This window comes from Nonomuraea polychroma (assembly GCF_004011505.1).
Taxonomy (GTDB): Bacteria; Actinomycetota; Actinomycetes; order Streptosporangiales; family Streptosporangiaceae; genus Nonomuraea; species Nonomuraea polychroma.
Genome location: NZ_SAUN01000001.1, coordinates 8,685,311 through 8,708,473 on the forward strand (window position 1 = coordinate 8,685,311; position 23,163 = coordinate 8,708,473).

Sequence of the window (23,163 nt, forward strand, 5' to 3'; positions counted from 1 at the left end):
ACACCGGGTGGTGATGAGGGGTGGGAAGGGCGAAGGCCCTCCGAACGGGCGGCTTTCGGAGGGCCTTCGTGCAAACGGGGCAGTCAGTTGATGTGGACCACGTCGTGCGTCTCGGCGAAGTGGCAGGCACTCTCGTGCCCGGTCCCCGGCCGAATCTGCAACAACGGCTCCTCCTCCGCACAAATCTCCTGCGCCTTCCAGCACCGCGTCCGGAACCGGCACCCCGACGGCGGGTTGGCCGGAGACGGCGGGTCGCCCTGGAGGATGATCCGCTCACGCTGCTCCCGCCCCTCGGGGTCGGGAACGGGCACGGCGGACAGCAGCGCCTGCGTGTACGGATGCGCCGGCTTGTCGTAGATCTCGGCGTCCTTCCCGAGCTCCACGAACTTACCCAGATACATCACCCCGACCCGGTCGGAGATGTGCCGCACCACCGACAGGTCATGCGCGATGAAGATGTACGCCAGGCTGAACTCGTTCTGGAGCCGCTCCAGCAGGTTGATCACCTGGGCCTGGATCGACACGTCCAGCGCGGACACCGGCTCGTCGCACACGATGATCTCAGGCTGCAGCGCCAGCCCTCGGGCGATGCCGATGCGCTGCCGCTGACCACCGGAGAACTGGTGCGGATACCGGTTGATGTGATCGGGATTGAGCCCGACCACGTCCAGCAGTTCCTGCACCTTCTTGCGGCGATCGCCCTTCGGCGCCACCTCGGTGTGGATCTCGTACGGCTCCCCGATGATGTCGCCCACGGTCATGCGCGGGTTCAGCGAGGTGTACGGGTCCTGCATCACCATCTGGATGTTGCGGCGCATGCGCTTGAGCTCGGCGCCCCTGGCCCGGCCGATGTCCCTGCCGTTGATCATCACCGAGCCCGAGGTCGGCCGCTCCAGCGCCATCAGCACCTTGGCCAGCGTGGACTTGCCGCAGCCCGACTCGCCCACGATGCCCAGCGTCTCGCCCCTGTGCAGGTCGAAGGAGACTCCGTCGACGGCCTTGATGGCGCCGATCTGCCGCTTGAAGAGGATGCCCTGGGTCAGCGGGAAGTGCTTCACCAGGTCGCGTACCTCGAGGATGCGGTCACCGTTCGCCATCAAGGACCTCCCTCCAGTAGTGGCAGGCGCTGCCGCGCGAGCCGCTGATCTGATAGAGCGGGGGGCTGTCGGTCACGCAGTTGTCCTGCCGGTAGGGGCACCGGGGGTGGAACGCGCAGCCGGTGGGCAGTTCGAGCAGGTTGGGCGGCAGCCCCTTGATGGCGTACAGGTCCTGGCCCTTGAGGTCGACCCGGGGGATCGACTCCAGCAGGCCCTTCGTGTACGGATGCGCGGGAGCGCGGTAGATGTCGTGGACGGGGGCCTTCTCCACGATGCGCCCCGCGTACATGACGGCGATCTTGTCGGCCACGTCCGCGACCACGCCCAGGTCGTGCGTGATCAGGATGAGGCCCATCTGGCTCTCACGCTGCAGCTCGGCCAGCAGCTCCATGATCTGCGCCTGGACGGTCACGTCGAGCGCCGTGGTCGGCTCGTCGGCGATCAGCACCTCGGGGTCCAGCGCGATCGACATCGCGATCATGATGCGCTGCCGCATGCCGCCGGAGAACTGGTGCGGATAGTCGTTGACGCGCTGCCTGGCGGCCGGGATGCGGACGCGGTCCATCAGCTCGACGGCCTTCTTCATGGCGTCGCTCTTGGACATGCCGCGGTGAACCCGGAACATCTCGCTGATCTGCCAGCCCACGGTGAACACCGGGTTGAGCGCCGAGAGCGCGTCCTGGAAGACCATCGCGATGCGCTGGCCGCGTACCTGCGTGCGGGCCTCTTCCGACAACTTCAGCAGGTCGGTGCCCCTGAAGCGGATCTCCCCCATGGGGATGTGGGCAGGCGGCATGTCCAGGATGCCCATGATCGCCTGAGCGGTCACGGACTTGCCCGAACCCGACTCGCCCAGCACCGCGAGCGTCTCGCCGGGGTTCACCGTGTAGCTCACGCCGTTCACGGCCCGCACGAGGCCCGCACGGGTGCGGAACTCCACGTGCAGGTTGTCGACGGCGAGCAACGGCTGGTCGCCCGACACTCGCTCGGCGGGCAAAGGTGACACGGCCGGTGACGTTCTTTTCACTGATCCCCCCTTCTACCTGAGCTTCGGGTCGAGCGCGTCGCGTACGGCGTCGCCCAGCATGATGAACGCGAGCACGGTGATGCTCAGGAACACGGCGGGGAAGATCAGCGGCAGCGGCGCCTCCAGGAACCTGCGCTGCGCGTCCGCGATCATCAGACCCCACGAGATCTCCGGCGGCTGCACGCCCACACCCAGGTAGGACAGCGCGGCCTCGGCCGCGATGAACCCGCCGAGGTTGATCGTCGCGACGACGATCACCGGGGCGAGCGCGTTGGGCAGCAGGTGCCTGAACATGATCCGCATGGGACCCGCGCCCAGTGCTCTGGCCGCCACCACGAAGTCCTGCGATTTGGCGGTGATGACCGCCGCCCGCATGATTCGGAACGTCATCGGCCAGCCCAGGATGGTGAGCGAGATGACCACCAGCCAGATGCCCAGCCCGCTGCCGCGGAAGGTCGAGCCGATGAGCAGCGCGCCCAGGATGCTGGGGATCGCGAAGAAGATCTCGGTGATGCGCGAGGCGACGGTGTCGGTGGCGCCGCCGAAGAAGCCGGCGACGAGCCCCAGCAGCCCGCCGATGAGGGCGGCGAAGATCGAGGTGCTGATGCCGATCTTCAGGGAGTTCGCCGCGCCGTAGATCGTGCGGGCATACATGTCGCAGCCCAGGTTGTCGCGGCCGAACGGGTGTCCGGCGCTGGGCAGCTGCCGCGCGGTGGACAGCTCGCAGGTCCTGGGGTTGAACGGGTCGACCGAGCTGAACAACGACGGCCAGATCGCCATCAGCACCAGCACGGCGATGATGATGCACGAGATGATGAAGATGGGCCTGCGCCGCAGGTCATACCAGGCGTCGGACCAGAGGCTCGCCGGTTTGCTCGCCTTGGTCTCCGCCGACGGGGGAGCCGGGCTCTCTTCGGGCGCGATGGCAGGCCCGCCCGGCAGAATGTTACTCATAGCGGATCCTCGGGTCGAGCACTGCGTACATCACGTCCACGGCCAGGTTGGCCAGGATGTAGATCAGCACGAGGACGGTCACGATGCCGACGACCATCGGCTGCTCTCGGAGATACACCGAGTCGAAGAGCTGGAGGCCGACGCCGGGCAGGTTGAAGATTCTCTCGGTGATGACCGCCCCGCCCATGAGGTTGCCGAGGTCGGCGCCCAGGAACGTGATGAGCGGGATCAGCGCGTTGCGCAGCGCGTGCCTGCCGACGACGCGCCGTCGCGACAGGCCCTTGGCGGTGGCCGTTCTGATGAAATCGGACCGCAGCGTCTCGGCCAGGCTGGTCCTGGTGAGGCGGGTGAGATAGGCGATCGACACTCCGGCGAGCACGAAGCCCGGCAGCAGATAGCTGCGCAGGCCGTTGCTGATGCCCGCGATCGGGAAGATGTCGAGCCCGGTCCACAGCTTGAGCTTCACACCCAGGATGAACTGCAGGATGAAGCCGGACACCAGGGTCGGCACCGAGATCAGCAGCAGCGTCGAGGCCAGGATCATGGTGTCGATGGCCGTGCCGCGGCGCAGCGCCGCCCACAGGCCCAGACCGACGCCCACGAGCGCCTCGATGATCAGTGCGGTGACCGCCAGGTTGATCGTGACCTGGAACTTTCCGGCCATGATCTGTGACACGGGCACGTCGGCAAAGGTGACGCCGAAGTCCGCCCGGAAAAGCACTCCGCTGATGTAGTGCCAGTACTGGAGCAACAGCGGATCGTTGAGGTGATACTGCTCGCGAAGGATCGCGACGAGGTTGGGGTCTGCCCGCTTCTCTCCGGCCAGCGCCGCGATGGGGTCACCAGGCAGCGCGAAGACGATGGAGAAGATCAGAAAGGTGGCACCCAACAACACGGGGATCGACTGGAGCAGACGTCGGATGATGTAACGGCCCATTTAAGCCTCCCGTACATGCGAAGAAGGCCACCCCTCGACCATATGGGTTTCCGGCCGAGGAGCCGCCTCCTCGCTTACCCCTAGAGGGACGGGCGCGTCGCCCGCGCCCGTCCCAGGGAACGACCGTCAGACCTTCTCGACGTCAGCCCACTCAATCTGGTTGAGCAGGTTGATCTTGACGTTCTTGACGCTCGTCGAGTAGCCGGAGTTGTTCCGGTAGAAGTACACGGGGATGTACGGCAGTTCCTCGTTCAGGATGTCGTCGGCCTGCTGGTAGAACTTCAGGCCCTCTTCGACCGTGGCGGCCTGGTCACCCTTGGCGATCAGCTCGTCGAACTTCTCGTTGGAGTAGCCACCGTAGTTCGACCCGGTCTTGATGGCGCCGGTGCTGAAGATCGGCGACAGGTAGTTCTCCGCCGACGGGTAGTCAATGGCCCAGCCCATGCGGAACAGGCCCTTGTACGTCTTGGCGTCCAGCTCGTCCAGGATGCTGGCGAACTTCTCGAACGGCTTGGCCGTGGCCTCGATGCCCAGGTTCTGACGGAGGTTGTTGGCAACCGCCTCCATCCACTCCTTGTGGCCGCCGTCGGCGTTGTAGCCCAGCTCGAGCGTCTTGGGACCGCCGGCCTCGTCGTACAGCTTCTTGGCCTCGGCCGGGTTGTACGTGCAGGCCTTGCAGGCGCCCTGGCGGTAGCCCGCGATGGCCGGGTTGATGAAGTCGTCGGCCGGGGCGCGGGTGCCGGAGAAGACCGTCTCGGCGATGGTCTTCCTGTCGATGGCCATCGAGATGGCCTTGCGGATCTCGACCTTGTTCAGCTCGGGGTTGTACTTGAGCGGAACGCCGATGTAGCCGACGCCGGCGTCCGGCTGGTCCTGATAGCGCTCACCGAGCGTGGACTTGGCGGTGGCGATCGCGGCCGGGCTGAGCGAGTCGTGGATGTCCAGGTTGTTGGCCTGGAGGTCGTTGAACGCGACGTCCGAGTCGGTGTAGAGCTTGAACTGAAGCTTGGTCCAGTTCTTCGGCTTCTGGCCCGGGTACTTGTCGTACACCGTCATGTCGATGGTCTGGTCGGTGCCCTTCTTATAGGGCTTGTCCATCTTGAACAGACCCTGACCGATGGGCTGCTCGCCGTACGCCTGCGTCACCTTGCCGTCGGGGCCGAAGGCGGCCTTGGGCAGCGGGTAGAAGGCGGTGTAGCCGAGCATGACCTTGAACTGCGAGAACGGCGCCGCGAGGGTGACCTTCAGCGTCGTGTCGTCGACGGCCTCGAGGCCCTTCATGGTCTTCGTGGTGACCGGCTTGCCCTCACCCGGGTTCAGGTCGGCGAAGCCGTCGATGCGGCCGAAGAAGTAGCCGGCGCCCTGGGCGTTCTCCTGGTTGGCCGCGTAGTTCCACGCGTCCACGTAGTTCTGGGCGATGAGGGGCTCGCCGTTGTGCCAGGTGTAGTTGGACTTCAGCTTGATCGTCCAGACCTTCTGGTCATCGCTCGTGATCGACTCGGCCGCGGCCTCGACGGCGTTCTTGTTCTCGTCGTACGTGACAAGCGGCTCGAAGATCGCGGCAAGGGTCTCGGCGCCCTCGGACTCAGTGGTGTTCGACGGCACCAGGAGCTCCTGGGGCTCACCGAGCTCCATGCGGACCGGCGTTTCTGCGGAGCCGCCACCCGTGGCGGTGCCGCCGTTGTTCGAGGCACCGCCGCCACACGCGGCAACCGCGAGGGCGAGCAGCGCGGTACCGGCGACGATCTGTGCGCCCTTAGTAACACGCATGGTGAAAGAAATTCCTCCCTCTACAGTGGGCGGACAGCACTGAGCTGCGGTGATGAGAGCAGCCTGACGGGAGAGTCCTGGTATCTCCCCCGGGTTTGGCTGACATGGTCAAGCCAGCTGAACGCCCTGCCAGTCGATCGCGACTATCCCTTACTACTTGCCACCAGCGAGTCTCTGGCGCGTTGCAGTTCGGTCACACGTGCGCCTATCCAATGTCACGGACATTCGGCACTATCAGCACTAGATCGTACAAAGCTTCAGTAACCGGTCAAGTCTGGACATGAACAGTCGATGAAAAGTACCTCCCAGAGGAGAGTGCTCGTGCCCTTGCCACCACACCGCGCCCGCCTGGGCTACGGTTGAGCAGGTCTTGACGACGCCTTGGAACCCGGCGTCGCAAGACTCCGTCCAACTGACTGTCGCCGTCCCGTGCGACAGGCACCCCACCGACCGGGATCCAATAGAGTCCTTGCCATGAGCCAGCCGGAATCCGCCGTCGCGGACGCCCAGGCGGGCGGCCGAAGCGGGCAGGAGCCGCTGGCCAAGCTCGCCAAGCGATATGGGCTTCGCCGTGCCATCGCACGGCCGAGGTTCCCTGTCTACCTGCGCCAGTTGTGGCAGCGGCGTCACTTCATCCTGACGTACGCGACCTCACGCAACGTCACGAAATACTCCAGCTCGGCGCTCGGCCAGCTGTGGCAGGTGCTGACCCCGCTGCTCAACGCCGCCATCTACTTCCTGATGTTCGGCCTCATCCTCGGCGGCAGCAAGGACATCAAGAACTATCCGGCGTTCCTGCTGACCGGGATGTTCATCTTCACCTTCACGCAGCGGACGGTCACCGCGGGCGCGAAGTCGATCTCGGGCAACCTGTCGATGATCCGGGCACTGCACTTCCCCCGCGCGTCGTTGCCGCTGGCCTACACGATCCAGGAGCTCCAGCAGCTCGCCATCTCCATGGGCGTGCTCCTCACCCTCGTGGTCGCCACGCAGGAATGGCCCACCTGGCACTGGCTCATGATCCCCGTCGTGCTCGCGCTGCAGACGATGTTCAACATCGGCGCCGGCCTGGTGATCGCCCGGCTCGGCGCCACCATGCGCGACCTCAACCAGTTGCTGCCGTTCATCACGCGCACCTGGCTCTACGCGTCGGGCGTCTTCTTCTCGATCCAGGACAAGGTCGTCGGGTCCGCGGAGCTGCCCCAATGGGTGGCGAACGTGATGTATCTCAACCCGGCCGCCTCCTACATCGAGTGGATGCGGGAGATCCTCATCAAGACCCACAACGAGGACTACGGCCACCACCCGCCGACGATGGTGTGGGTGTCTTGCGTATCCTGGGCGGTGTTCGCTCTCGGGTTCGGCTTCTGGTACTTCTGGCGGGCCGAGGAGAGGTACGGGCGTGGCTGAATTGACCAAGGAGCTGTCACAGGTGAAGGGCGAGAAGCCCGCCGTCCCTGGCAAGGACGTGAGGGTGCATCCCAACCCGGAACCCTCGGGCAAGCGGCCACTCGACGTTCCCACGGGCACTCCGACCGTCATCGTCGACGACCTCCACATCGTCTACCGCGTCTACGGCGCGGCCTCCGAGTCGGAGAAGGGCAACGCGGTCAACGCCCTCACGCGCATTCTGAGGCGCCAGGGCCGCCCGCAGATGAAAGAGGTCCACGCGGTCAAGGGCGTCACGTTCGTGGCCTACCACGGCGACGCCATCGGCATCGTGGGCCGCAACGGCTCGGGCAAGTCCACGCTGCTGCGCGCCATCGCCGGCCTGCTGCCGCCGCACAAGGGCGCCGTTTACACCGACGGCCAGCCCTCGCTGCTGGGCGTCAACGCGGCCCTCATGCGGGAGCTGACCGGCGAGCGCAACATCGTGCTGGGCTGCTACGCCATGGGCATGACCCCGGCCGAGGTCCGGGAGAAATACCAGGAGATCGTCGACTTCTCCGGCATCGATGAGTTCGTCCAGCTGCCCATGTCCACCTACTCCTCCGGCATGGGCGCCCGCCTGCGCTTCGCCATCTCCTCCGCCAAGACCCACGACGTCCTGCTCATCGACGAGGCCCTGGCCACGGGAGACCGCGAGTTCCGCAAGAAGAGCGAAGAGCGCATCCGCCAGATCCGGGAATCCGCCGGCACCGTCTTCCTCGTGGCCCACGACCTCAAGGTCATCGAGGAAACCTGCAACCGCGTGATCTGGCTCCACAAGGGCAAAATCAAAATGGACGGCGACCCGAAGGAAGTCATCTCCGCCTACAACAAGGGCTGATCGAGTCCTTCCTGCCGCCTTACTTCGGGCGAGGCCTCCTCCAGGGAACGGCCTGATCCGGCTAGAGCCCCATCCTTTACGCGCCCTACTTCGGCTGATGGCCCTCCAGGGGAATGGCCTGACCCCATGAGAAGGCCCATCCTTTACGCGCTGCCGTGGCCTTCCACCCGCCCTACTTCGGCTGATGGCCCTCCAGGGACACGGCCTGACCCCATGACAAGCCCATCCTTTACGCGCTGCCGTGGCCTTCCACCCGCCCTACTTCGGCTGATGGCCCTCCAGGGACACGGCCTGACCCCATGAGAAGACCCATCCTTTACGCGCTGCCGTGGTCTGCCACCCGCCCTACTTCGGCTGATGGCCCTCCAGGGAACGGCCTCTGACCCTTCACCGGCTGGGCGCCGTTACGCGAGCCCATGTGGGCCGGTTCCGTGGTCGGGGTTCCGCTCTCAGGCGATTCGATCTTCTGTGCGAAACCAGCGGGACTCTAGGGGCAAAAGACTGACACCGAGGGCGGCGTTCCGATAGGATTCGAACGTCGTTTCGACCCGAGGACCGGTGATGGAGTGGGGGCGCGCGATGGGAGAGCTTTCGGCCGCGATCGACCACCTGGCCACCGAGGAGGTGTCCGAGATTCCCCGGACGCAGCTCGCTGAGCAGCTCCTCGAGCTGCACTGGCAGATGGCCAGACTGCAAGCACAAATAGCCCGCCGCACGGGCGTCCGCCTGCCCTGAGCCGCAGACGGCGGGGCGGTTGAGCCTCGGGCGGTCGGGCGCGGGCGGCCGACACTTCAGCCTTAGGGGGCCAAGAATGCGCTCCGTAACGGCGCTCAGCCGGTGAAGGGTCAGAGGCCGTTTCCCTGGAGGGCCATCAGCCGAAGTAGGGCGGGTGGCAGACCACGGCAGCGCGTAAAGGATGGGCTTGTCATGGGGTCAGGCCGTTCCCCTGGAGGGCCATCAGCCGATGTAAGTGTCTCTGGAGGGCCACGGAACCAGTGCAGGGGCGGTGCCGCGCCCGCCCTGCTGGAGAATGGCGCGGCACACAGGCGGTCACCGAACGGCGTGCCCTAGGAATTCACGCCGACGGTGCCTGCCAACGGACGGAGCGGGCTGCCATCAGCCGCCACAACCGGTTCCCGAGCGTTGGCACCTACGACGCCCGCGAACCGCCGTAGCCGGCTGTCGGCCAGCCACGTTCCGCCTTCACCTCTGTGTCTACTCGTGGACCCAGGAGTCCCGCACCGAGCTGGTCAGCGCGTTGGAGGTCCACCCGAGAGCGGTCATCAGGTCGCCGTAGGAGCCGACGGCCGTGGTCCCCTTGGTGGAGACGGCGCCGGAGGCCTCCTCGACGAGCGGGTTGAGCTCGTCCATGCTGGCGGCGTGGGTGGTGCCGGGCAGCGCCTCGGCGACCGGGGCGATCTCGGAGGGAGCGACCTGCCCGACCATCTGCGACAGCTCGCCCTTCGTGAGGCTCGGCAGCGCGTTCCTGGCCGCCTGGGTAAGGCCGGCCAGGGTGGAGTTGCTCGTCAGGGAGTCGAAGCCCTTGGTGGCGCTGTTGAAGGCGTCGGTCGCGCCCTGGCTCTGCCTGGCGGTCTTGACCGACGTCGCCGGCTGCGCGAGGCGGGCCGCACCCGACCGGGCGGGCAGCGACTGGGTCAGGCCGCTCCCTCCGACCGGTGACAGCTGACCGACGATCGGCGACACTTCGGGCAGCGGCCCGCCGAGGCGGGTGACGTCCTCGGCCGCGTTGGGGTCGCCGGCACGCCGCCCCTTTCGCGCCGCGAAGGCGGCGTCGCGCTGCGCCTCGATCATCTGGCCGGTCTTGGCCGCAGCCGACCGAGCAGCTGACTTGCCCTTGGTGACGCCGCCGAGCAGCCCGCCCAGCAGGCCCCCACCGGTGACCCCGCCCAGGAGACCGAGCGGACTGCCTGCCAGGTTGGCGGCATCGCCGACGACATCGGTGGGAGCGTACCTGGCGGTGTTGTATTGGACTTCCGCTTGAGCTGGCACGGCCAAAGCCGCCGCCAAGCCGAATGCTGTGACGGCGACCGCCGCCTTGACTACCCGATTCATGATTGCCTTCCGGCTCGTGATCGATCGCTCTCGAATGCAGTGGAAATGCGAATCGATAACCCCCGTATGCCGCGGCGTGCACGCCATGGGCACCACACGAAGCGTGGCGTCGCGGCCGAGCTACGCCAGCAGTTCTATCACCGGCGATGATCGACCGCAGGCGCATGAATGCCCATGTAGCAGGGGTTTGCAGCCTGGTTACCCAGTAAAGGGGGAGCGTTGATCGGGAAGACAAAACGGAAATAGGAGGGTCTTGTTTCCGATATAGCGCAGGCGATTGAGGGGTGTCTGCGGGAGGTGACGGAGCAGTCCTCCGGTCCGTGCACAAATGGGTCGCGAAAAGAATTGTGCCGGGCCGGAGGACGCAGATTTCCGGTAGTGATGGACGACGCGCTGAACTTGTCAGACCGGCAGCAGTGCTTCGGCCGGCTCGAACGGAAAACGCTCGGCGAAGGCCGGGCGCAGATCCGTCAGCCAGACCGCTGTCGGGTCGTAGCGCGCGAAGAACGGCCGCCCCACCAGCGAGGGGTCGCGCGCCTGAATGAAGTGGAGCATGAAGACCTGCTCCCCGGCGATTTCCGTGACACCGTCGACGCATACCTTGCCGGGTGTGGCCGACATGGACGGGCCCCGGACCGTACGGCAGAGTCCGGACACCGTCGAGTACGCGTCCCTGAAGATCTCGTACGCACGGGCCAAGGGAACGGCGAAGTAGTCCTGCGGCCCGGTGTCGCGCTCGACGAACATGTAGTAGGGGATCATCCCCATCCTGAGCTGCCGTCGCCACATCGAGGACCACACGACGGGATCGTCGTTGATGGATCTGATCAGCGGCGCCTGCGTCCTGATCGTGGCGCCGCTGCCGAGAATACGCTTGACCGCCGATTCGACCAGCGGCGACTCCAACTCCCGTGGGTGTGAGAAGTGGGCCATGAACGCGAGGTTCTTGCCCGCGTTCACCACCTCCTCGAACAGGCCGAGCGTGGCGTCCGCGTCCGGGTCGGTGGTGAAACGTTGCGGCCAGTAGGCCAGAGCCTTGGTGCCGATCCTGATCGACTCCAATTGCTCCAACTGGAGCAGCGGCTCGATATATCGCCTGATGACGGGCTCGCCCATGATCATGGCGTCGCCGCCGGTGATCAGGACGCTGGTCACCTCGGGATGCCGGCGAAGGTAGCTCACCATCTGGCCGATGTCGTCGGAGGCGAACTTCAGGTCCGCGTCACCGACGAACTGGGCCCAGCGGAAGCAGTAGGTGCAGTAGGCGTGACAGGTCTGCCCCTGTTTGGGGAAGATAAGCGCGGTTTCGTGATATTTGTGCTGCATGCCAGGCACAGGCTCCTCGTCCATCTTCGGGACGTTGAGCTCCTTCTGACCTGCAGGATGCGGGTTGAGCTGCGCGCGTACGCGGTTCGCTTCGGCCTGGATCTCGGCGTTGGGCGCTTCGGCCTTCAGCAGATCGGCCAGCCTGGCGACGTCAGCAGCGGGAAGCATGTCCTCCTGCGGGAAGACGAGCTTGTAGATGGGGTCGTCGGGCGCTGCCGACCAATCTATGAGTTCATCCACGACATAGGCGTTCGTCCGGAAGGGCAGCACCGTCGCCACGGCGCGGACCTTCAGCCGCTCCTCGTCGTCGAGCCCCGCTCGCTGCAGGAGCTCGTCGAGGTGCTTGGACGTGTACGCCTTGAAGCGTCGTGTGCCAGCTTGGTTCAAGATCACTAGGCCTTTCCCATCTTTTTTGTTCGATCGGGCGTAAACCTCACGACCCTGTCGCGCGTCTACGGTTCTTAATACCCGGACGCAACTCGGCGCGTCAGCGGTTCCGCTGGCTTCCAAGTTTTCCTTCAGGATCACGGAAAGGATCAGCGATCGGTTCAGACACTCGCGACATATCGCGAACTGGCTTACACTGCTTTCTCGTGACCGATGATCCGGACCTGCGCGCCTCGGACGCCGACCGCGACCGCGTGGCCGCGGTGTTGAGCGAGGCGCTCGCCACGGGAAGACTGACCAGCGTCGAGCACGCGGACCGCCTGGATGTCGCCTACACGGCGAAGACGGTCGGCGAGCTCGTCCCCCTCACCCGGGACCTGCCCGAGGTGGCCGCGTCCGGTGTGCCCGCCACCATCGAGCGGCAGGTGATCGATTCGAAATTCAGCAAGATCGTACGCAAGGGCCGCTGGGTGGCTTCCCGCAACACCAAGCTCACGGCGCGCTTCGGTGCACTGATCATAGACCTGTCGGACGCCGTGTTGCCCGGCCGGGAGATCACGATCGAGACCAACGCCTGGTTCAGCAAGCTGATCGTGCGTGTTCCCGACAACGCCCACGTGATCGACGAGGGCGGATCGATGTTCGGCAAGCGCAACGTGACGGGCGGGTCCCAAGCGGACGGGCCGCTGATCCGGGTCACGGGGAAGTCGAAGTTCTCGAAGGTGATCGTGTCCCGCAGCAAGGACGACTGGAACCTGCATTAACCCCCGTCTCTTACACGCTGCCGCGGCCTTCCACTTCCACCCGCCGCACTTCGGCTCAGGACCCTCCAGAGGAACGGCCCGACTCCGCTAGAAACCCCATCTCTTACGCGCTGCCGTGGCCTTCCACCCGCCGCACTTCGGCTGACGGCCCTCCAGGGGAACGGCCGCTGACCCTTCACCGGCTGAGCGCCGTTACAGTGCGGCTTCTTGACCCCCTAAGGGCTGATATATCACTCATCGCCCCATATAAAGGCGTTTTGACGGCAAAGGTGATCGATCCGGCAAGATGGTGGGACTGGAAGGGGCGTTGGCGGGAACCAAGAGGGCCTACCCGCCGGTTAACCTGGCAGCTGCCTTGCCTACGATGCGGACATGCAGAGCCCGCGTTCCGGCCAAGCCGTGACGGCGGGCTCGATGCCGTACGAGGTGATCATTGTCCGACAGCAAGCCCATCGCGCTGGACGCCATGGGCGGCGACCACGCACCGCACGAGATCGTGGCGGGTGCGGTGCACGCCGTACGGGAGCGTGGCCTGTCCATCGTGCTCGTCGGCTCCCCCCGCGTGCTCTACGAGGCGCTCGCCGACCACGACGCCACCAAGCAGGTCCCGATCGTACGGGCCGAGGAGGCCCTGGCGATGGACGAGGGCGCGCTGGCCAGCCTGCGGCGCCCCCGCTCCAGCATCGCGATCGCCTGCCACCTCGTACGGCGAGGCGACGCCAGCGCGGTCGTCTCGGCCGGCTCCACGGCCGGGATCGTGGCCACCGGCAGGCTGCGGCTCAAAGCGCAGCACGGTGTGCAGAGACCCGCGATAGCCGTCGCGCTCCCCACGCTCCCCAACCCGACCCTGCTCGTGGACGCCGGCGCCAACGCGGACGTCAAGCCAGAGATGCTGGTGCAGTTCGCCCACCTGGGCACGGCCTACGCCGAACTGGCCTACGGCATCGCCCAGCCCAAGGTCGGCCTGCTCACGATCGGCGCGGAGGCGGAGAAGGGCAACAAGCTCGTCAAGCGCGCCCACGAGCTGCTGCAGGGCTCCCCCGGCATCAACTTCGCCGGCAACGTGGAGGGCTACGACCTGCTGACCGGCAAGGTCGATGTCATCACGACCGACGGCTTCACCGGAAACGTGGCGCTGAAGACCATGGAGGGCGCGGTCCGGTACGCGTTCGCCGAGCTCCGGCAGACGATCGAGGACGGCAGGCTGGCCAGGCTGGGCGCGGCCCTGCAGCGCTCACGCCTGCGTGAGCTGCGCCGCCGCCTCGACGCGGAGGCACACGGCGGCGCGGTGCTGCTCGGGCTGAACGGCACCGTCGTGATCGCCCATGGCGCGTCCAAGGCGCCGGCGATCAGTGCGGCCTGCCAGCTCGCCGCCGACCTGTCCGCCGAGGGGATCGTGGCCGGAATCGGCGAGAGAATAGCCGCCACACATCGCTCACACAGACTGTGGTGACACGTATTCTTTGACACCGATCCACAGATACAGGGGGTTATGTGGACCGGCTCACCTTGACGGTGGATGGCCTCACCTCGGCGCAAGCGGCGGTCGCGAAGACCAACCACGTTCCGCGCCGATCGAGCAGGTCACTCAGCGCGATCATCAGAGCGAACGTCCTCACCCTGTTCAACCTCGTCATCGGCGTGCTCTGGGCGCTGATTCTGATCTTCGGCGAGTGGCAGGACGGCGCGTTCGGGCTGATCATCGTGGCCAACACGTTGATCGGCATCGTCCAGGAGTTACGTGCCAAGCGCACGCTCGACAAGCTCGCGGTGATCAACGAGGTGCCCGTCAGGGTCCGGCGGGACGGCAGGGAGCAGGAGATCGAGCCCCGGCAGGTCGTGCTCGGCGACCTGATCCTGCTCGTCCCCGGCGAGCGTCTGCTGGTCGACGGAGAGGTGGTCCGGTCCGACGGGCTGGAGGTCGACGAGTCGCTGCTGACCGGCGAGGCCGACCCCGTGCACAAAAAGGCAGGCGACCAGGTCCTGTCGGGCAGCTTCGCGGTGGCGGGCTCGGGCGCGTTCGTGGCCACGAAAGTCGGCACCGACGCGTACGCCGTGAAGCTGGCCGAGGAGGCGAGCAAGTTCCACCTCGCGCACTCGGAGCTGCGCGCGGGCGTGGCGAACTTCATCAAGTACATCACCTGGCTGGTCATCCCGGTCGGCGCTCTGCTGATCCACAGCCAGGTCAGCAACTCGGTCGACTTCCGTACCGCCATCACCGGGGCCGTCGCGGGCATCGTCACCATGATCCCCGAGGGCCTGGTGCTGATGACCTCGATCGCGTTCGCGGTCGGCGTCGTACGTCTGGGCCGGCGCAAGTGCCTGGTCCAGGAGCTGCCCGCGATCGAGGGCCTGGCCAGGGTGGACGTGCTCTGCCTGGACAAGACGGGCACTCTCACTGCCGGCGGCATGGACCTCGACGAGGTGCTGCCGCTGCGCGACGACCAGCCGATCGACGCCGCGCTGGCCGCCCTGTCCCACCTCGACCAGCAGCCGAACGCCACCGCCCAGGCCATCCGGGCCCATTGCCCCGCCGTCTGTGACGGCTGGACCGCCCGCGAGAGCGTGCCGTTCTCCTCGGCACGCAAGTGGAGCGGCGCCGACTTCGGCGAGCGCGGCGTCTGGCTGCTCGGCGCCCCGGACGTCCTGCTGGACGGCGGCGAAGGGTACGACCGGGCCGCCGAGCTGGCCACCACCGGCGCCCGGGTCCTGGCACTCTGCCGCGCCGACCGCCTGCCCGCCGCAACCGGCGGCACCACGTCCACCACGGCGACTGGTCACGCGGCGGACGGCGGGCGTGTGGCGCTCCAGGCCGTCGCGCTGGTGACGCTCAAGCAGCGCATCAGGCCCGACGCCTGCGAGACCCTCCGCTACTTCGCCGAACAGGGCGTCACGGTCAAAGTGATCTCCGGCGACAACCCTGAGGCGGTCTCCGCGATCGCCACCGGGCTGGGCATCCCGGGCGGCGATCGTGCGATCGACGCCAGGACCCTCCCTGACGACGAGGAGAAGCTGGGCGAGCTGCTGGACGCACACACCGTCTTCGGCCGGGTCAGCCCGCAGCAGAAGCGCACGTTCGTCACCGCGCTCCAGGCACGTGGACACACGGTGGCCATGACCGGCGACGGCGTCAACGACGTGCTGGCGCTGAAGGACGCCGACCTGGGCATCGCGATGGGCGCGGGCAGCCCGGCGACCAAGGCGGTCGCGCAGGTGGTGCTCCTGGACGACAAGTTCGCGACGCTGCCGCACCTCGTGGGCGAGGGCCGGCGGGTCCTGGCCAACATCGAACGGGTCTCCAACCTGTTCCTCACCAAGACCTTCTACGCGATCGTGCTGTCGCTGGCCGTGGGCGTGGCCGGGGTGATGTTCCCGTTCGCGCCCCGCCACTCGACCCTGACGAACGCCCTGACCATCGGCATCCCGGTGTTGTTCCTCGCGCTCGCGCCCACCCTCGAGCGCCCCAAGCCCGGGTTCGTGCGCCGGGTGCTGCGTTTCGCCGTGCCGGCGGGGGTGCTGTGCGCGGTGGCGGTGCTGGTGTCGTTCTGGGCCGCGCACAGCGGGACCTCCACTCTCATCCAGGACCAGACGTCCGCGGTGATCACGCTGTTCCTCACCACGTGGTGGGTGCTCGTGCTGATCGCCAGACCGCTCAACTGGTGGCGGGTGGTGCTGGTCGCCTCCATGGCGGTGGCGTTCGGGATCGGGTTGACGTTGCCGTTCGTCAGGGCGTTCTTCGCGCTCGAACCCGGCGACATCGGCAACGATCTGACCGCCGTCGGAGTCTCGCTCGTGGCGGCTGCGGCGATCAGCATCGCGGTCAAGGTCGCCGGTACCCTTAGAACATGACCGACCCGCAGATAGTGCTCACCGAGCGCGTCCAGCAGGCGCTGGCGCACGCGTTCGGCTCGGAGCACGCCGACGCAGACCCGCTGATCCGGCCTTCCCAGTTCGCCGACTTCCAGGCGAACGTCGCGCTGAGCCTGGCGAAGCGACTGCGACGGGCGCCGCGGGAGGTCGCCGAGGCGATCAAGTCGGAGCTGTCGGACTTCCCCGGCACGGTCGAGGTCAGCGGCCCCGGCTTCCTCAACATCACGCTCGACGACACGTGGATCGCCGCCGAGGCTCAGCGCATGCTGACGGACCCGCGGCTCGGCGTCGGCACGATCACGCCCGCGCAGACCGTGGTGATCGACTACTCCGCGCCCAACGCGGCCAAGGAGATGCACGTCGGCCACCTGCGCACCACCATCGTCGGTGACTCGCTGGCCCGCCTGCACGAGCACCTCGGCAACACCGTGATCAGGCAAAACCATCTGGGCGACTGGGGCACGCCGTTCGGCATGCTCATCGAGCACCTGCTCGACATCGGTGAGGAGGCCGCGGTCGCGCAGCTCGAAGCCGGCATGGGGACGGAGTTCTACCAGGCGGCGCGGGTCAAGTTCGACGGCGACGAGGCGTTCAGGCAGCGTGCCCGCTCGCGGGTGACCACGCTGCAGGGCGGCGACCCGACCACGATGCGGCTCTGGCACGTCTTCATGGACGCCACCGTCCGCTACTTCAACAAGGTCTACGAGCTGCTCGGGGTGACGCTGACCGACGCCGACATCGCCGGCGAGAGCATGTACAACCCCATGCTGGACAAGACCTGCGACGACCTGGAGGCGTCCGGGACGGCGGTGATGAGCGAGGGCGCGCTCTGCGTGTTCCCGCCCGGTTTCACCGGCTCCGACGACAAGCCGCTGCCGCTCATCATCAGGAAGAGCGACGGCGGCTACGGTTACGCCACCACGGACATGGCCGCCATCCGCTACCGCGTCCACGACCTCAAGGCCGACCGCATCCTCTACGTCGTGGGCAACGAGCAGACGCTGCACTTCAAGATGGTGTTCGCGGCGGCGAAGCTGGCGGGCTGGCTGCCGGACTCCGTCTCGGCCGAGCACATCCAGATCGGCATGATGCTGGGCAAGGACGGGCGCCGGTTCAGGACCCGCTCCGGCGAGTCGGCCAAGCTGATGGACCTGCTGCAGGAGGCCATCGACCGGGCCACCGCGGCGATCTCCGAGCGGGGCTACGACGAGGCCACCCGGAACGAGATCGCCCGCCACGTCGGCATGGGTGCAGTGAAATATGCCGACTTGTCGGTCAGCCACGACAGCGAGTACGTCCTCGACTTCGACCGCATGCTGGCCTTCACCGGCAACACCGGCCCCTACATGCAGTACGCGACGGCCCGGATCCGCTCCATCTTCCGCAAGGCCGGCATCCAGCCGGCCGACGCGACGGCCTCCATCGTGCTGGCCGCGCCCGCCGAACGCGCCCTCGGCCTCCACCTGCTGGGCTTCGGCGAGCTGCTCATGCAGATCACCGCCGACGCCGAGCCGCACCGGCTGTGTAACTTCCTGTTCCAGACCGCCAGCCTGTTCAGCACCTTCTACGAGGAGTGCCCGGTGGTCAAGGCGGGCGTCGACCCCGAGACCAGGGACCACCGGCTCGCCCTGTGCGCGCTGACCCTGCGGGTGCTGGAGACCGGGCTCGACCTTCTGGGCGTTCCCGTCCCCGAGCGCATGTAACAGGCAGTCATCGCAAAGTCCCCCGTTCCGTGTCGTGGGCGCGCCTCCACCGGGTTGGCGCGCCCCAACGGCTAGGCTTTACGCGGTCATGAACTGAGGCCGACATGGGGGAGTTCTCTGCCTTGAGCACGGACCTGACTGCGAGCCCCCAAGCAGCGACGGAGGTGCATCGTTACGCGGAGGCGCTGCTGGCGCACCTCGCCGCGAACGGCAGCGTGCCTCCCGCCGCGCCGGGGTTCCGCGACGTACCCGGCTACTGGCTTCCTCCTGCCATAGAAGCGCTGGCCACCATCCTCGCCGGCAATGACCCGCTGGAGCCGCTGAGCCGGGCGGCCGGCCGCGACCAGCAGCGGACCGCGCTCTTCCTGTGCCTCGCGCTCGCCGTGTCCGGGCAGGGCGCCCGCATCCACGCCTCCTGGCTGGGCACCGCCTTCGGCGAGCTGTCACTCGACCGGCCCGTCACGCACGGCCAGCGCGCGTTGTGGCTGGCCGCCGCCCGAGGCGCGTACGGCCCCGCCGGCAAGATCTTCGTCCTGCGCAAGCTCGACGCCCTGGCCGTCCAGGAGCACGCCGACCCCGAACAGTGGGTGCAGGCGTTGATCCCCGGTAAGCCGACGGTCGTCGTGCCGCGGTCGCTGGTCGACTTCCCGGAGATGGCCGAGCTCCCCGAGCTGGCCCGGCCGTCCATGGCCGCCGACCGGCTGGCGAGGTTGCGTAGCCGATGCGCGGAGATCACCTCGACGCGGCAGGCCGAGCACGGCTTGACCGCGTCGCTCGACAACGCCGCGAGCAGCCCGGCCGTGGCCTGGGCCGAGGACGAGCCCCTCGCCGTGCTGCGCTCACTCATGGGCTCCGGCGGTCCCGAAGGGCCGATGGCCTCGCTCGGCACGCATCTGCTCGACGACCTGCGTCCCGGCGCCGACCCGCACCTGGCCGCGATCGCGCTGCACGTGGCCGCACCGATCCTCCGTGGCGTGGCCGAGGAGCTCGAGGCTGACAGCCGGCTGGAGCCTCCCGACACCCTCACCGTGCCGCTGCTCGGCCACCGCATCCACCTGCGGCCTGAGGGACCCGACCGGACCTCGCTCGCCGCAGCCGAGCACGCGATCCTCACCGAGGCAGTCGTGCCGCGCCCGCTGCCGTGGGCGGCGATGGTGTTGATCGTGGCCGGGATCGCCTGCCTCGTCGGTGCGGTGCTGGCCAACAGCCTGCTCGCGGCCGCCGGCGTGACCATGATCGGTCTGGCCGGCTGGCAGCTCTGGCAGCGCCGCAAGCTGGTCCAAGCCGACGCTCGGTTCGTGGACGCCCAGATCAGCGAGCTGAGGGAGCTGGCCGAGGGGGCGGTGTGGGCGCTGCACGCGTACGCCCGCGAATCGGACGAACGCGCGAAGCAAGCCACTGACGACGCAACCGAACTGACTCGGCTGGTCCGTCGCGGCCCGCGCGCTGCCTGATTCGATTGACCAGCAGCAGCGAGCCCCCCGCTCACAGACGGCCTTGCTGCCGCGCCCTGCCAGGCCGATAGGGCCGGTCCCCGCACTCGTGCCCTACCAGGTCGGCGGGCCGGTCGCCGCACTCGTGCCCTACCAAGCCGATAGGTTCAGTCCCGCGCTCGTACGCTGCCGGGCCGACACGCCCCGGCCCGCAGTCTCCACCGACTGCGATGCCCCGACTGCGATGTCCCGACTGACCGCAGTCCGCCGCGTAGATAATCACAATTCCCGCTCACTGCGGCGAACGGGCGCCGAAAGCGGGGTTCCCGATGACTGCGGCGGACAGCGCGAAGGCCATCCCCGCTGGGCGCCGCAGACGCGCTGGATACGAGCCACCGGCACGGCAGCCCGCTCAGCACTCAGCAGCGTCCTTGTTAAGTCGTCTCGATCTCCACATGTGCTGGGGCGAGCAGGAAGACACGGTCGGCGATGCGCTCGATCCGCCCCTCGCACCCGAAAGCCAGCCCGGCGGCGAAGTCGACCATCCGCGTGGCCTCGGGCATCGCCATCCCGGAAACGTCCATGATCACCGTCTGGCCGTCACGGAAGTGCTGGCCGATCAACGGTGCGTCGTTGTATTTGAGCGGCTGGACCATCACGATCCGTGACGAGTCAACGTTCGCGCGCCACCGCCTGGCGGCCCGCTCGGTCGCGGGGACGTATTCGTCCTCGTAGTGCTCGTCGTCGTCATAGCCCTCGTCGTAGTGATCGACCCCGCTCAGGCCAAGGTAGCTCACCACCTTGCGCACTGCCCCCATCGGCTTGTCCTTTCCTCAGGAACTCACCGTAATCGGCACGTCCCTACTCATTGGACGGTAACCGACGATTCCGCATTCGCCACGCGACACGCCCAGCCCTAATTCCATTTTGTACAGCTTGCAGCCCGCTTGCATCTCGATATCCGCCCCCGGATAGCATCGGCCACATGCGCCTCTTCACTGTGGACGCCTTCACCGGCAGAGCTTTTCAGGGTAATCCCGCCGCCGTCTGCCTGTTGGAGACTCCGGTTACTGACAGTTGGATGCAGAGCGTAGCCGCCGAGATGAACCTCTCCGAGACCGCCTTCCTGCTCGGTGATTCGCTGCGCTGGTTCACCCCCGCAGTCGAGGTCACGCTCTGCGGTCATGCCACTCTTGCGACCGCGCACGTGCTCTATTCCACAGGGGCGGCGACGGGGCAGCTCGAATTCATGACGGCCAGCGGCACCCTTACCGTGAATCGCCTCTCCGACGGCATGATCACGATGGATTTTCCGGCCAAGGAGGTGACCTCCGTCACGGTGCCAGAAGGTCTGGAGAAAGCACTCGGCGTGACACCTGTGCGGGTCGGAAAAAGCCAGCTCGACCTGCTGGTGGAGGTGGACTCGGAGGAAACCGTACGGAACTTGTCCCCCGATATCACCGCCTTGTCCACCGTGGACGCCAGGGGCGTCATCGTCACCGCCGCGGGCACCGACACGGATTTCGTCTCCCGCTTCTTCGCCCCCAAGGTCGGCGTCCCCGAGGACCCGGTAACGGGTTCGGCACATTGCGCGCTCTCTCCGTATTGGTCGGCCCGCCTAGGTCGCGCCTCATTGGTCGGCGCCCAGCTGTCGAAGCGCGGCGGCCTGGTCCAGGTGACGCTGGACGACGACCGGGTCCACCTGGCCGGCCGAGCCGTCACGGTCCTGTCGGGCACCCTGCACGTCTGACATGGACCTCACTTTACGCGAGGATGGGATCGCATAGAGCGAGGACCCGCGTCGTCGCCCTCATGGGCGTGTTCATCGCGTCGTCTCCGCTTCCGCGGCACATCGCCGTTGGTCAGTGGACGGCAAACGAGCCGAAGCCGCTTACAGGGGAGCGCCGCCGAACTGGATCTCGCTCTCGTCTGGGTCGCGGTATATGGCCTTGCGCACGCCGTTCGAGTAGGTCTCCCGCTCTATGGCATCGAGTCCCCGCTCGGCAATCTGCGCGACGAGCTCATCAAGGTCATCCACGATGATGGTGTGCATGGCGTGGCCGGCCTGCTCCGGCCGCAGCTCGATGAAAATGGACCGATGTTCCCCGAGCTCCCACACGGCCTCCGTGTCGCTCGCGACGTACGACGGCGACCCTAGCAGCCGTTGATACCAGCCGAGGGCGGTCGCATGGTCGGTGACCGGAATCCCCGCGTACATGTCAAGGGCCATGCCGCGAGCTAGGCCCAGGGCAGGGCGTGCCCGAACCCGTTGATCATGTGTGCGGGCATCGTTAATCAGTTGTCGGCCGCCACACGCATCGCCGATGATTGCGGCCATGGCTACGACACGACGAGCCGACATGTTCACTGCGGATGGCAAGCCGTCTGACGACGACCCGCGTGAAAGCGGACCAACGTTGGGCGACGAGCGCACCACGCTGGTCGAAGCCATACGCTGTGCACGCCTCACATTGGAGATGAAATGCTCAGGTCTCGATGCGGAGGCTATGGCGCGGCGTTCCGTTGAGCCGTCGACGATGTCGCTCCTGGGACTGGTGCGACATCTGGCCGAGGTGGAGCGTGCGACGTTCCGGGTCTTGATGGCGGGACAGGATGTGCCCAAGCTGTTCTGCTCCGACACCGACCGTGACGGCGATTTCGATGGCGCTGTCCCCGACCCTCAGGTGGTGGCGGAGGCGTGGGACGCATGGCGTGCGGAGGTGGACTTCGCCGAGCGGTTCGTGGCCGAGGCGCCCAGTCTCGACATCACGGGCGACGATCCCATGAATCTGCATGGCAGCGGTGGAGCGCAGATGTCGCTGCGCGAGGTGCTGGTCGGGATGGTCTGGGAGTATGGCCGCCACATGGGTCACGTCGACCTGTTGCGCGAGCGGATCGACGGACGCATAGGTCAGTAATGATCCTGGGTAGGGTGCGCCCAATCCGTTGAGGGGCACCCGCTGCGGCACCCAATGCCTTGAGCCGCTTCAAGCAGGCGGTGCTGGTGATCCGCTGGTTGCTCGACACCACCCGGGTGCGCCAGCTGGCCGTCGACAACGCGATCGGCAAATCCCCCGGACTACGTGCGCCTTCATGAGGGCATCGACGTGCTTGCCGCGCAAGCGCCGACCGGGTCGCCGCCCCCGGCCCGCACGAAGGCGTGAACCTGTGGTGGTCGGGAGAGCACCACACCGACGGCGGCAACGTGCCGGTCATCACCCTCCCGGACGGCCGGCCGATCTGGACCTCCCAGGTGCGGCCCGGTCGCGAGCACGACACCACCGCCGTACGCGTGCACACCGGGATCCTGCCTGCGTTGGCCGTCGCGGCCGGCGACCTGCGCTCCTTGGGAGACCTGGGCTACGAAGGAGTCGCCCGCAGCCGAAGATGACCTTCCGATCGCGCGCACGCTCCGGTGCGGAGCTGACAAACGCGGACCCATGATGATCACGTTAACCAGCCAGTCGATCAAGAACAGGGACCGCATTCGCGTGCCATCATCCCCGGCTCGACGTGCTCGCCCGCCAACTGGAGCACGTCGATGCCTCCGACC

Annotated in this window: 19 protein-coding genes and 1 pseudogene; 11 read left to right on the forward strand and 9 right to left on the reverse strand. The window is 67.0% G+C overall.

Annotation, left to right across the window (positions count from 1 at the left end; translation table 11 throughout):
* Positions 1–83 precede the first annotated feature (83 nt).
* The 5 genes from EDD27_RS39860 to EDD27_RS39880 all read right to left on the reverse strand — a co-directional run bounded on the left by EDD27_RS39860 (position 84) and on the right by EDD27_RS39880 (position 5,785).
* A complete protein-coding gene (locus EDD27_RS39860; RefSeq protein ID WP_127936985.1) occupies positions 84–1,097 on the reverse strand; it encodes an ABC transporter ATP-binding protein in 1,014 nt (337 codons plus the stop codon).
* Positions 1,084–2,103, reverse strand: coding sequence for an ABC transporter ATP-binding protein (locus EDD27_RS39865; RefSeq protein WP_127936986.1), 1,020 nt, complete (start codon positions 2,101–2,103; stop codon positions 1,084–1,086). Before EDD27_RS39865 ends, EDD27_RS39860 begins: the two co-directional genes overlap by 14 nt.
* A 33-nt stretch (positions 2,104–2,136) precedes the next feature.
* Positions 2,137–3,078: an ABC transporter permease gene (locus EDD27_RS39870; RefSeq protein ID WP_127936987.1), complete on the reverse strand. Its 942-nt coding sequence runs from the start codon at positions 3,076–3,078 to the stop codon at positions 2,137–2,139.
* Positions 3,071–4,015 carry an ABC transporter permease gene (locus EDD27_RS39875; protein ID WP_127936988.1) on the reverse strand — a complete coding sequence of 315 codons (945 nt, stop codon included), beginning with the start codon at positions 4,013–4,015 and terminating at the stop codon, positions 3,071–3,073. Before EDD27_RS39875 ends, EDD27_RS39870 begins: the two co-directional genes overlap by 8 nt.
* Positions 4,016–4,141: 126 nt before the next feature.
* Positions 4,142–5,785, reverse strand: a complete 1,644-nt coding sequence (locus EDD27_RS39880; protein WP_164903993.1) for a peptide ABC transporter substrate-binding protein — start codon at positions 5,783–5,785, stop codon at positions 4,142–4,144.
* A 474-nt stretch (positions 5,786–6,259) separates the two neighbouring features.
* Between EDD27_RS39880 and EDD27_RS39885 the strand changes: the two genes are divergently transcribed.
* The 3 genes from EDD27_RS39885 to EDD27_RS54880 all read left to right on the forward strand — a co-directional run bounded on the left by EDD27_RS39885 (position 6,260) and on the right by EDD27_RS54880 (position 8,789).
* Positions 6,260–7,195: an ABC transporter permease gene (locus tag EDD27_RS39885; protein WP_127936989.1), complete on the forward strand. Its 936-nt coding sequence runs from the start codon at positions 6,260–6,262 to the stop codon at positions 7,193–7,195.
* Positions 7,188–8,054, forward strand: a complete 867-nt coding sequence (locus EDD27_RS39890; RefSeq protein WP_241564508.1) for an ABC transporter ATP-binding protein — start codon at positions 7,188–7,190, stop codon at positions 8,052–8,054. The genes EDD27_RS39885 and EDD27_RS39890 overlap by 8 nt, the downstream gene beginning before the upstream one ends.
* Positions 8,055–8,633: 579 nt before the next feature.
* On the forward strand, positions 8,634–8,789 hold the full coding sequence (locus EDD27_RS54880; protein ID WP_164903389.1) for a hypothetical protein: 156 nt from the start codon (positions 8,634–8,636) through the stop codon (positions 8,787–8,789).
* Positions 8,790–9,269: 480 nt separating this feature from the next.
* Here the strand turns inward: EDD27_RS54880 and EDD27_RS39895 are convergent, their stop codons facing one another.
* Both EDD27_RS39895 and EDD27_RS39900 read right to left on the reverse strand, forming a co-directional pair.
* Complete coding sequence (locus EDD27_RS39895; RefSeq protein WP_127936990.1) at positions 9,270–10,127, reverse strand: hypothetical protein; 858 nt, start codon at positions 10,125–10,127, stop codon at positions 9,270–9,272.
* Positions 10,128–10,529: 402 nt separating this feature from the next.
* Positions 10,530–11,846, reverse strand: coding sequence for a KamA family radical SAM protein (locus tag EDD27_RS39900; protein WP_127936991.1), 1,317 nt, complete (start codon positions 11,844–11,846; stop codon positions 10,530–10,532).
* 200 nt (positions 11,847–12,046) lie between these two features.
* On the opposite strand from EDD27_RS39900, the gene EDD27_RS39905 reads away from it, so the two are divergent.
* The 5 genes from EDD27_RS39905 to EDD27_RS39925 all read left to right on the forward strand — a co-directional run bounded on the left by EDD27_RS39905 (position 12,047) and on the right by EDD27_RS39925 (position 19,631).
* Complete coding sequence (locus EDD27_RS39905; RefSeq protein WP_241564509.1) at positions 12,047–12,604, forward strand: DUF1707 SHOCT-like domain-containing protein; 558 nt, start codon at positions 12,047–12,049, stop codon at positions 12,602–12,604.
* A gap of 433 nt (positions 12,605–13,037) precedes the next feature.
* Complete coding sequence (plsX, locus tag EDD27_RS39910) at positions 13,038–14,057, forward strand: phosphate acyltransferase PlsX (protein WP_127936992.1); 1,020 nt, start codon at positions 13,038–13,040, stop codon at positions 14,055–14,057.
* Positions 14,058–14,098: 41 nt separating this feature from the next.
* Complete coding sequence (locus EDD27_RS39915) at positions 14,099–16,453, forward strand: HAD-IC family P-type ATPase (protein ID WP_127936993.1); 2,355 nt, start codon at positions 14,099–14,101, stop codon at positions 16,451–16,453.
* Positions 16,450–18,177 carry an arginine--tRNA ligase gene (argS, locus tag EDD27_RS39920; RefSeq protein ID WP_127936994.1) on the forward strand — a complete coding sequence of 576 codons (1,728 nt, stop codon included), beginning with the start codon at positions 16,450–16,452 and terminating at the stop codon, positions 18,175–18,177. The genes EDD27_RS39915 and argS overlap by 4 nt, the downstream gene beginning before the upstream one ends.
* 164 nt (positions 18,178–18,341) lie before the next feature.
* Positions 18,342–19,631, forward strand: a complete 1,290-nt coding sequence (locus EDD27_RS39925) for a hypothetical protein (protein WP_127936995.1) — start codon at positions 18,342–18,344, stop codon at positions 19,629–19,631.
* 413 nt (positions 19,632–20,044) lie between these two features.
* Here the strand turns inward: EDD27_RS39925 and EDD27_RS39930 are convergent, their stop codons facing one another.
* Entirely contained in the window at positions 20,045–20,428 is a 384-nt protein-coding gene (locus EDD27_RS39930; protein ID WP_127936996.1) for a cell division protein SepF, read from the reverse strand.
* Between the two features lie 167 nt (positions 20,429–20,595).
* Here EDD27_RS39930 and EDD27_RS39935 point away from each other — a divergent pair, with 167 nt between their 5' ends.
* Entirely contained in the window at positions 20,596–21,360 is a 765-nt protein-coding gene (locus tag EDD27_RS39935) for a PhzF family phenazine biosynthesis protein (protein WP_127936997.1), read from the forward strand.
* A 141-nt stretch (positions 21,361–21,501) separates the two neighbouring features.
* Here EDD27_RS39935 and EDD27_RS39940 read toward each other — a convergent pair whose 3' ends face one another.
* Positions 21,502–21,948, reverse strand: coding sequence for a VOC family protein (locus EDD27_RS39940; RefSeq protein WP_241564510.1), 447 nt, complete (start codon positions 21,946–21,948; stop codon positions 21,502–21,504).
* A 22-nt stretch (positions 21,949–21,970) separates the two neighbouring features.
* Here EDD27_RS39940 and EDD27_RS39945 point away from each other — a divergent pair, with 22 nt between their 5' ends.
* Positions 21,971–22,528 carry a DinB family protein gene (locus EDD27_RS39945; RefSeq protein WP_206641861.1) on the forward strand — a complete coding sequence of 186 codons (558 nt, stop codon included), beginning with the start codon at positions 21,971–21,973 and terminating at the stop codon, positions 22,526–22,528.
* A gap of 56 nt (positions 22,529–22,584) precedes the next feature.
* Positions 22,585–22,980 (forward strand): annotated as a pseudogene (locus EDD27_RS59005) (transposase family protein); the annotation flags it as partial.
* Positions 22,981–23,163 lie beyond the last annotated feature (183 nt).

Coding starts and splice junctions, on each gene's coding strand:
- EDD27_RS39860 (WP_127936985.1), bottom strand. CDS start 1,097: ATGGCGAACGGTGACCGCATCCTCGAGGTACGCGACCTGGTGAAGCAC.
- EDD27_RS39870 (WP_127936987.1), bottom strand. CDS start 3,078: ATGAGTAACATTCTGCCGGGCGGGCCTGCCATCGCGCCCGAAGAGAGC.
- EDD27_RS39875 (WP_127936988.1), bottom strand. CDS start 4,015: ATGGGCCGTTACATCATCCGACGTCTGCTCCAGTCGATCCCCGTGTTG.
- EDD27_RS39880 (WP_164903993.1), bottom strand. CDS start 5,785: ATGCGTGTTACTAAGGGCGCACAGATCGTCGCCGGTACCGCGCTGCTC.
- EDD27_RS39885 (WP_127936989.1), top strand. CDS start 6,260: ATGAGCCAGCCGGAATCCGCCGTCGCGGACGCCCAGGCGGGCGGCCGA.
- EDD27_RS54880 (WP_164903389.1), top strand. CDS start 8,634: ATGGGAGAGCTTTCGGCCGCGATCGACCACCTGGCCACCGAGGAGGTG.
- EDD27_RS39895 (WP_127936990.1), bottom strand. CDS start 10,127: ATGAATCGGGTAGTCAAGGCGGCGGTCGCCGTCACAGCATTCGGCTTG.
- argS (WP_127936994.1), top strand. CDS start 16,450: ATGACCGACCCGCAGATAGTGCTCACCGAGCGCGTCCAGCAGGCGCTG.
- EDD27_RS39930 (WP_127936996.1), bottom strand. CDS start 20,428: ATGGGGGCAGTGCGCAAGGTGGTGAGCTACCTTGGCCTGAGCGGGGTC.
- EDD27_RS39935 (WP_127936997.1), top strand. CDS start 20,596: ATGCGCCTCTTCACTGTGGACGCCTTCACCGGCAGAGCTTTTCAGGGT.
- EDD27_RS39940 (WP_241564510.1), bottom strand. CDS start 21,948: ATGGCCGCAATCATCGGCGATGCGTGTGGCGGCCGACAACTGATTAAC.
- EDD27_RS39945 (WP_206641861.1), top strand. CDS start 21,971: ATGTTCACTGCGGATGGCAAGCCGTCTGACGACGACCCGCGTGAAAGC.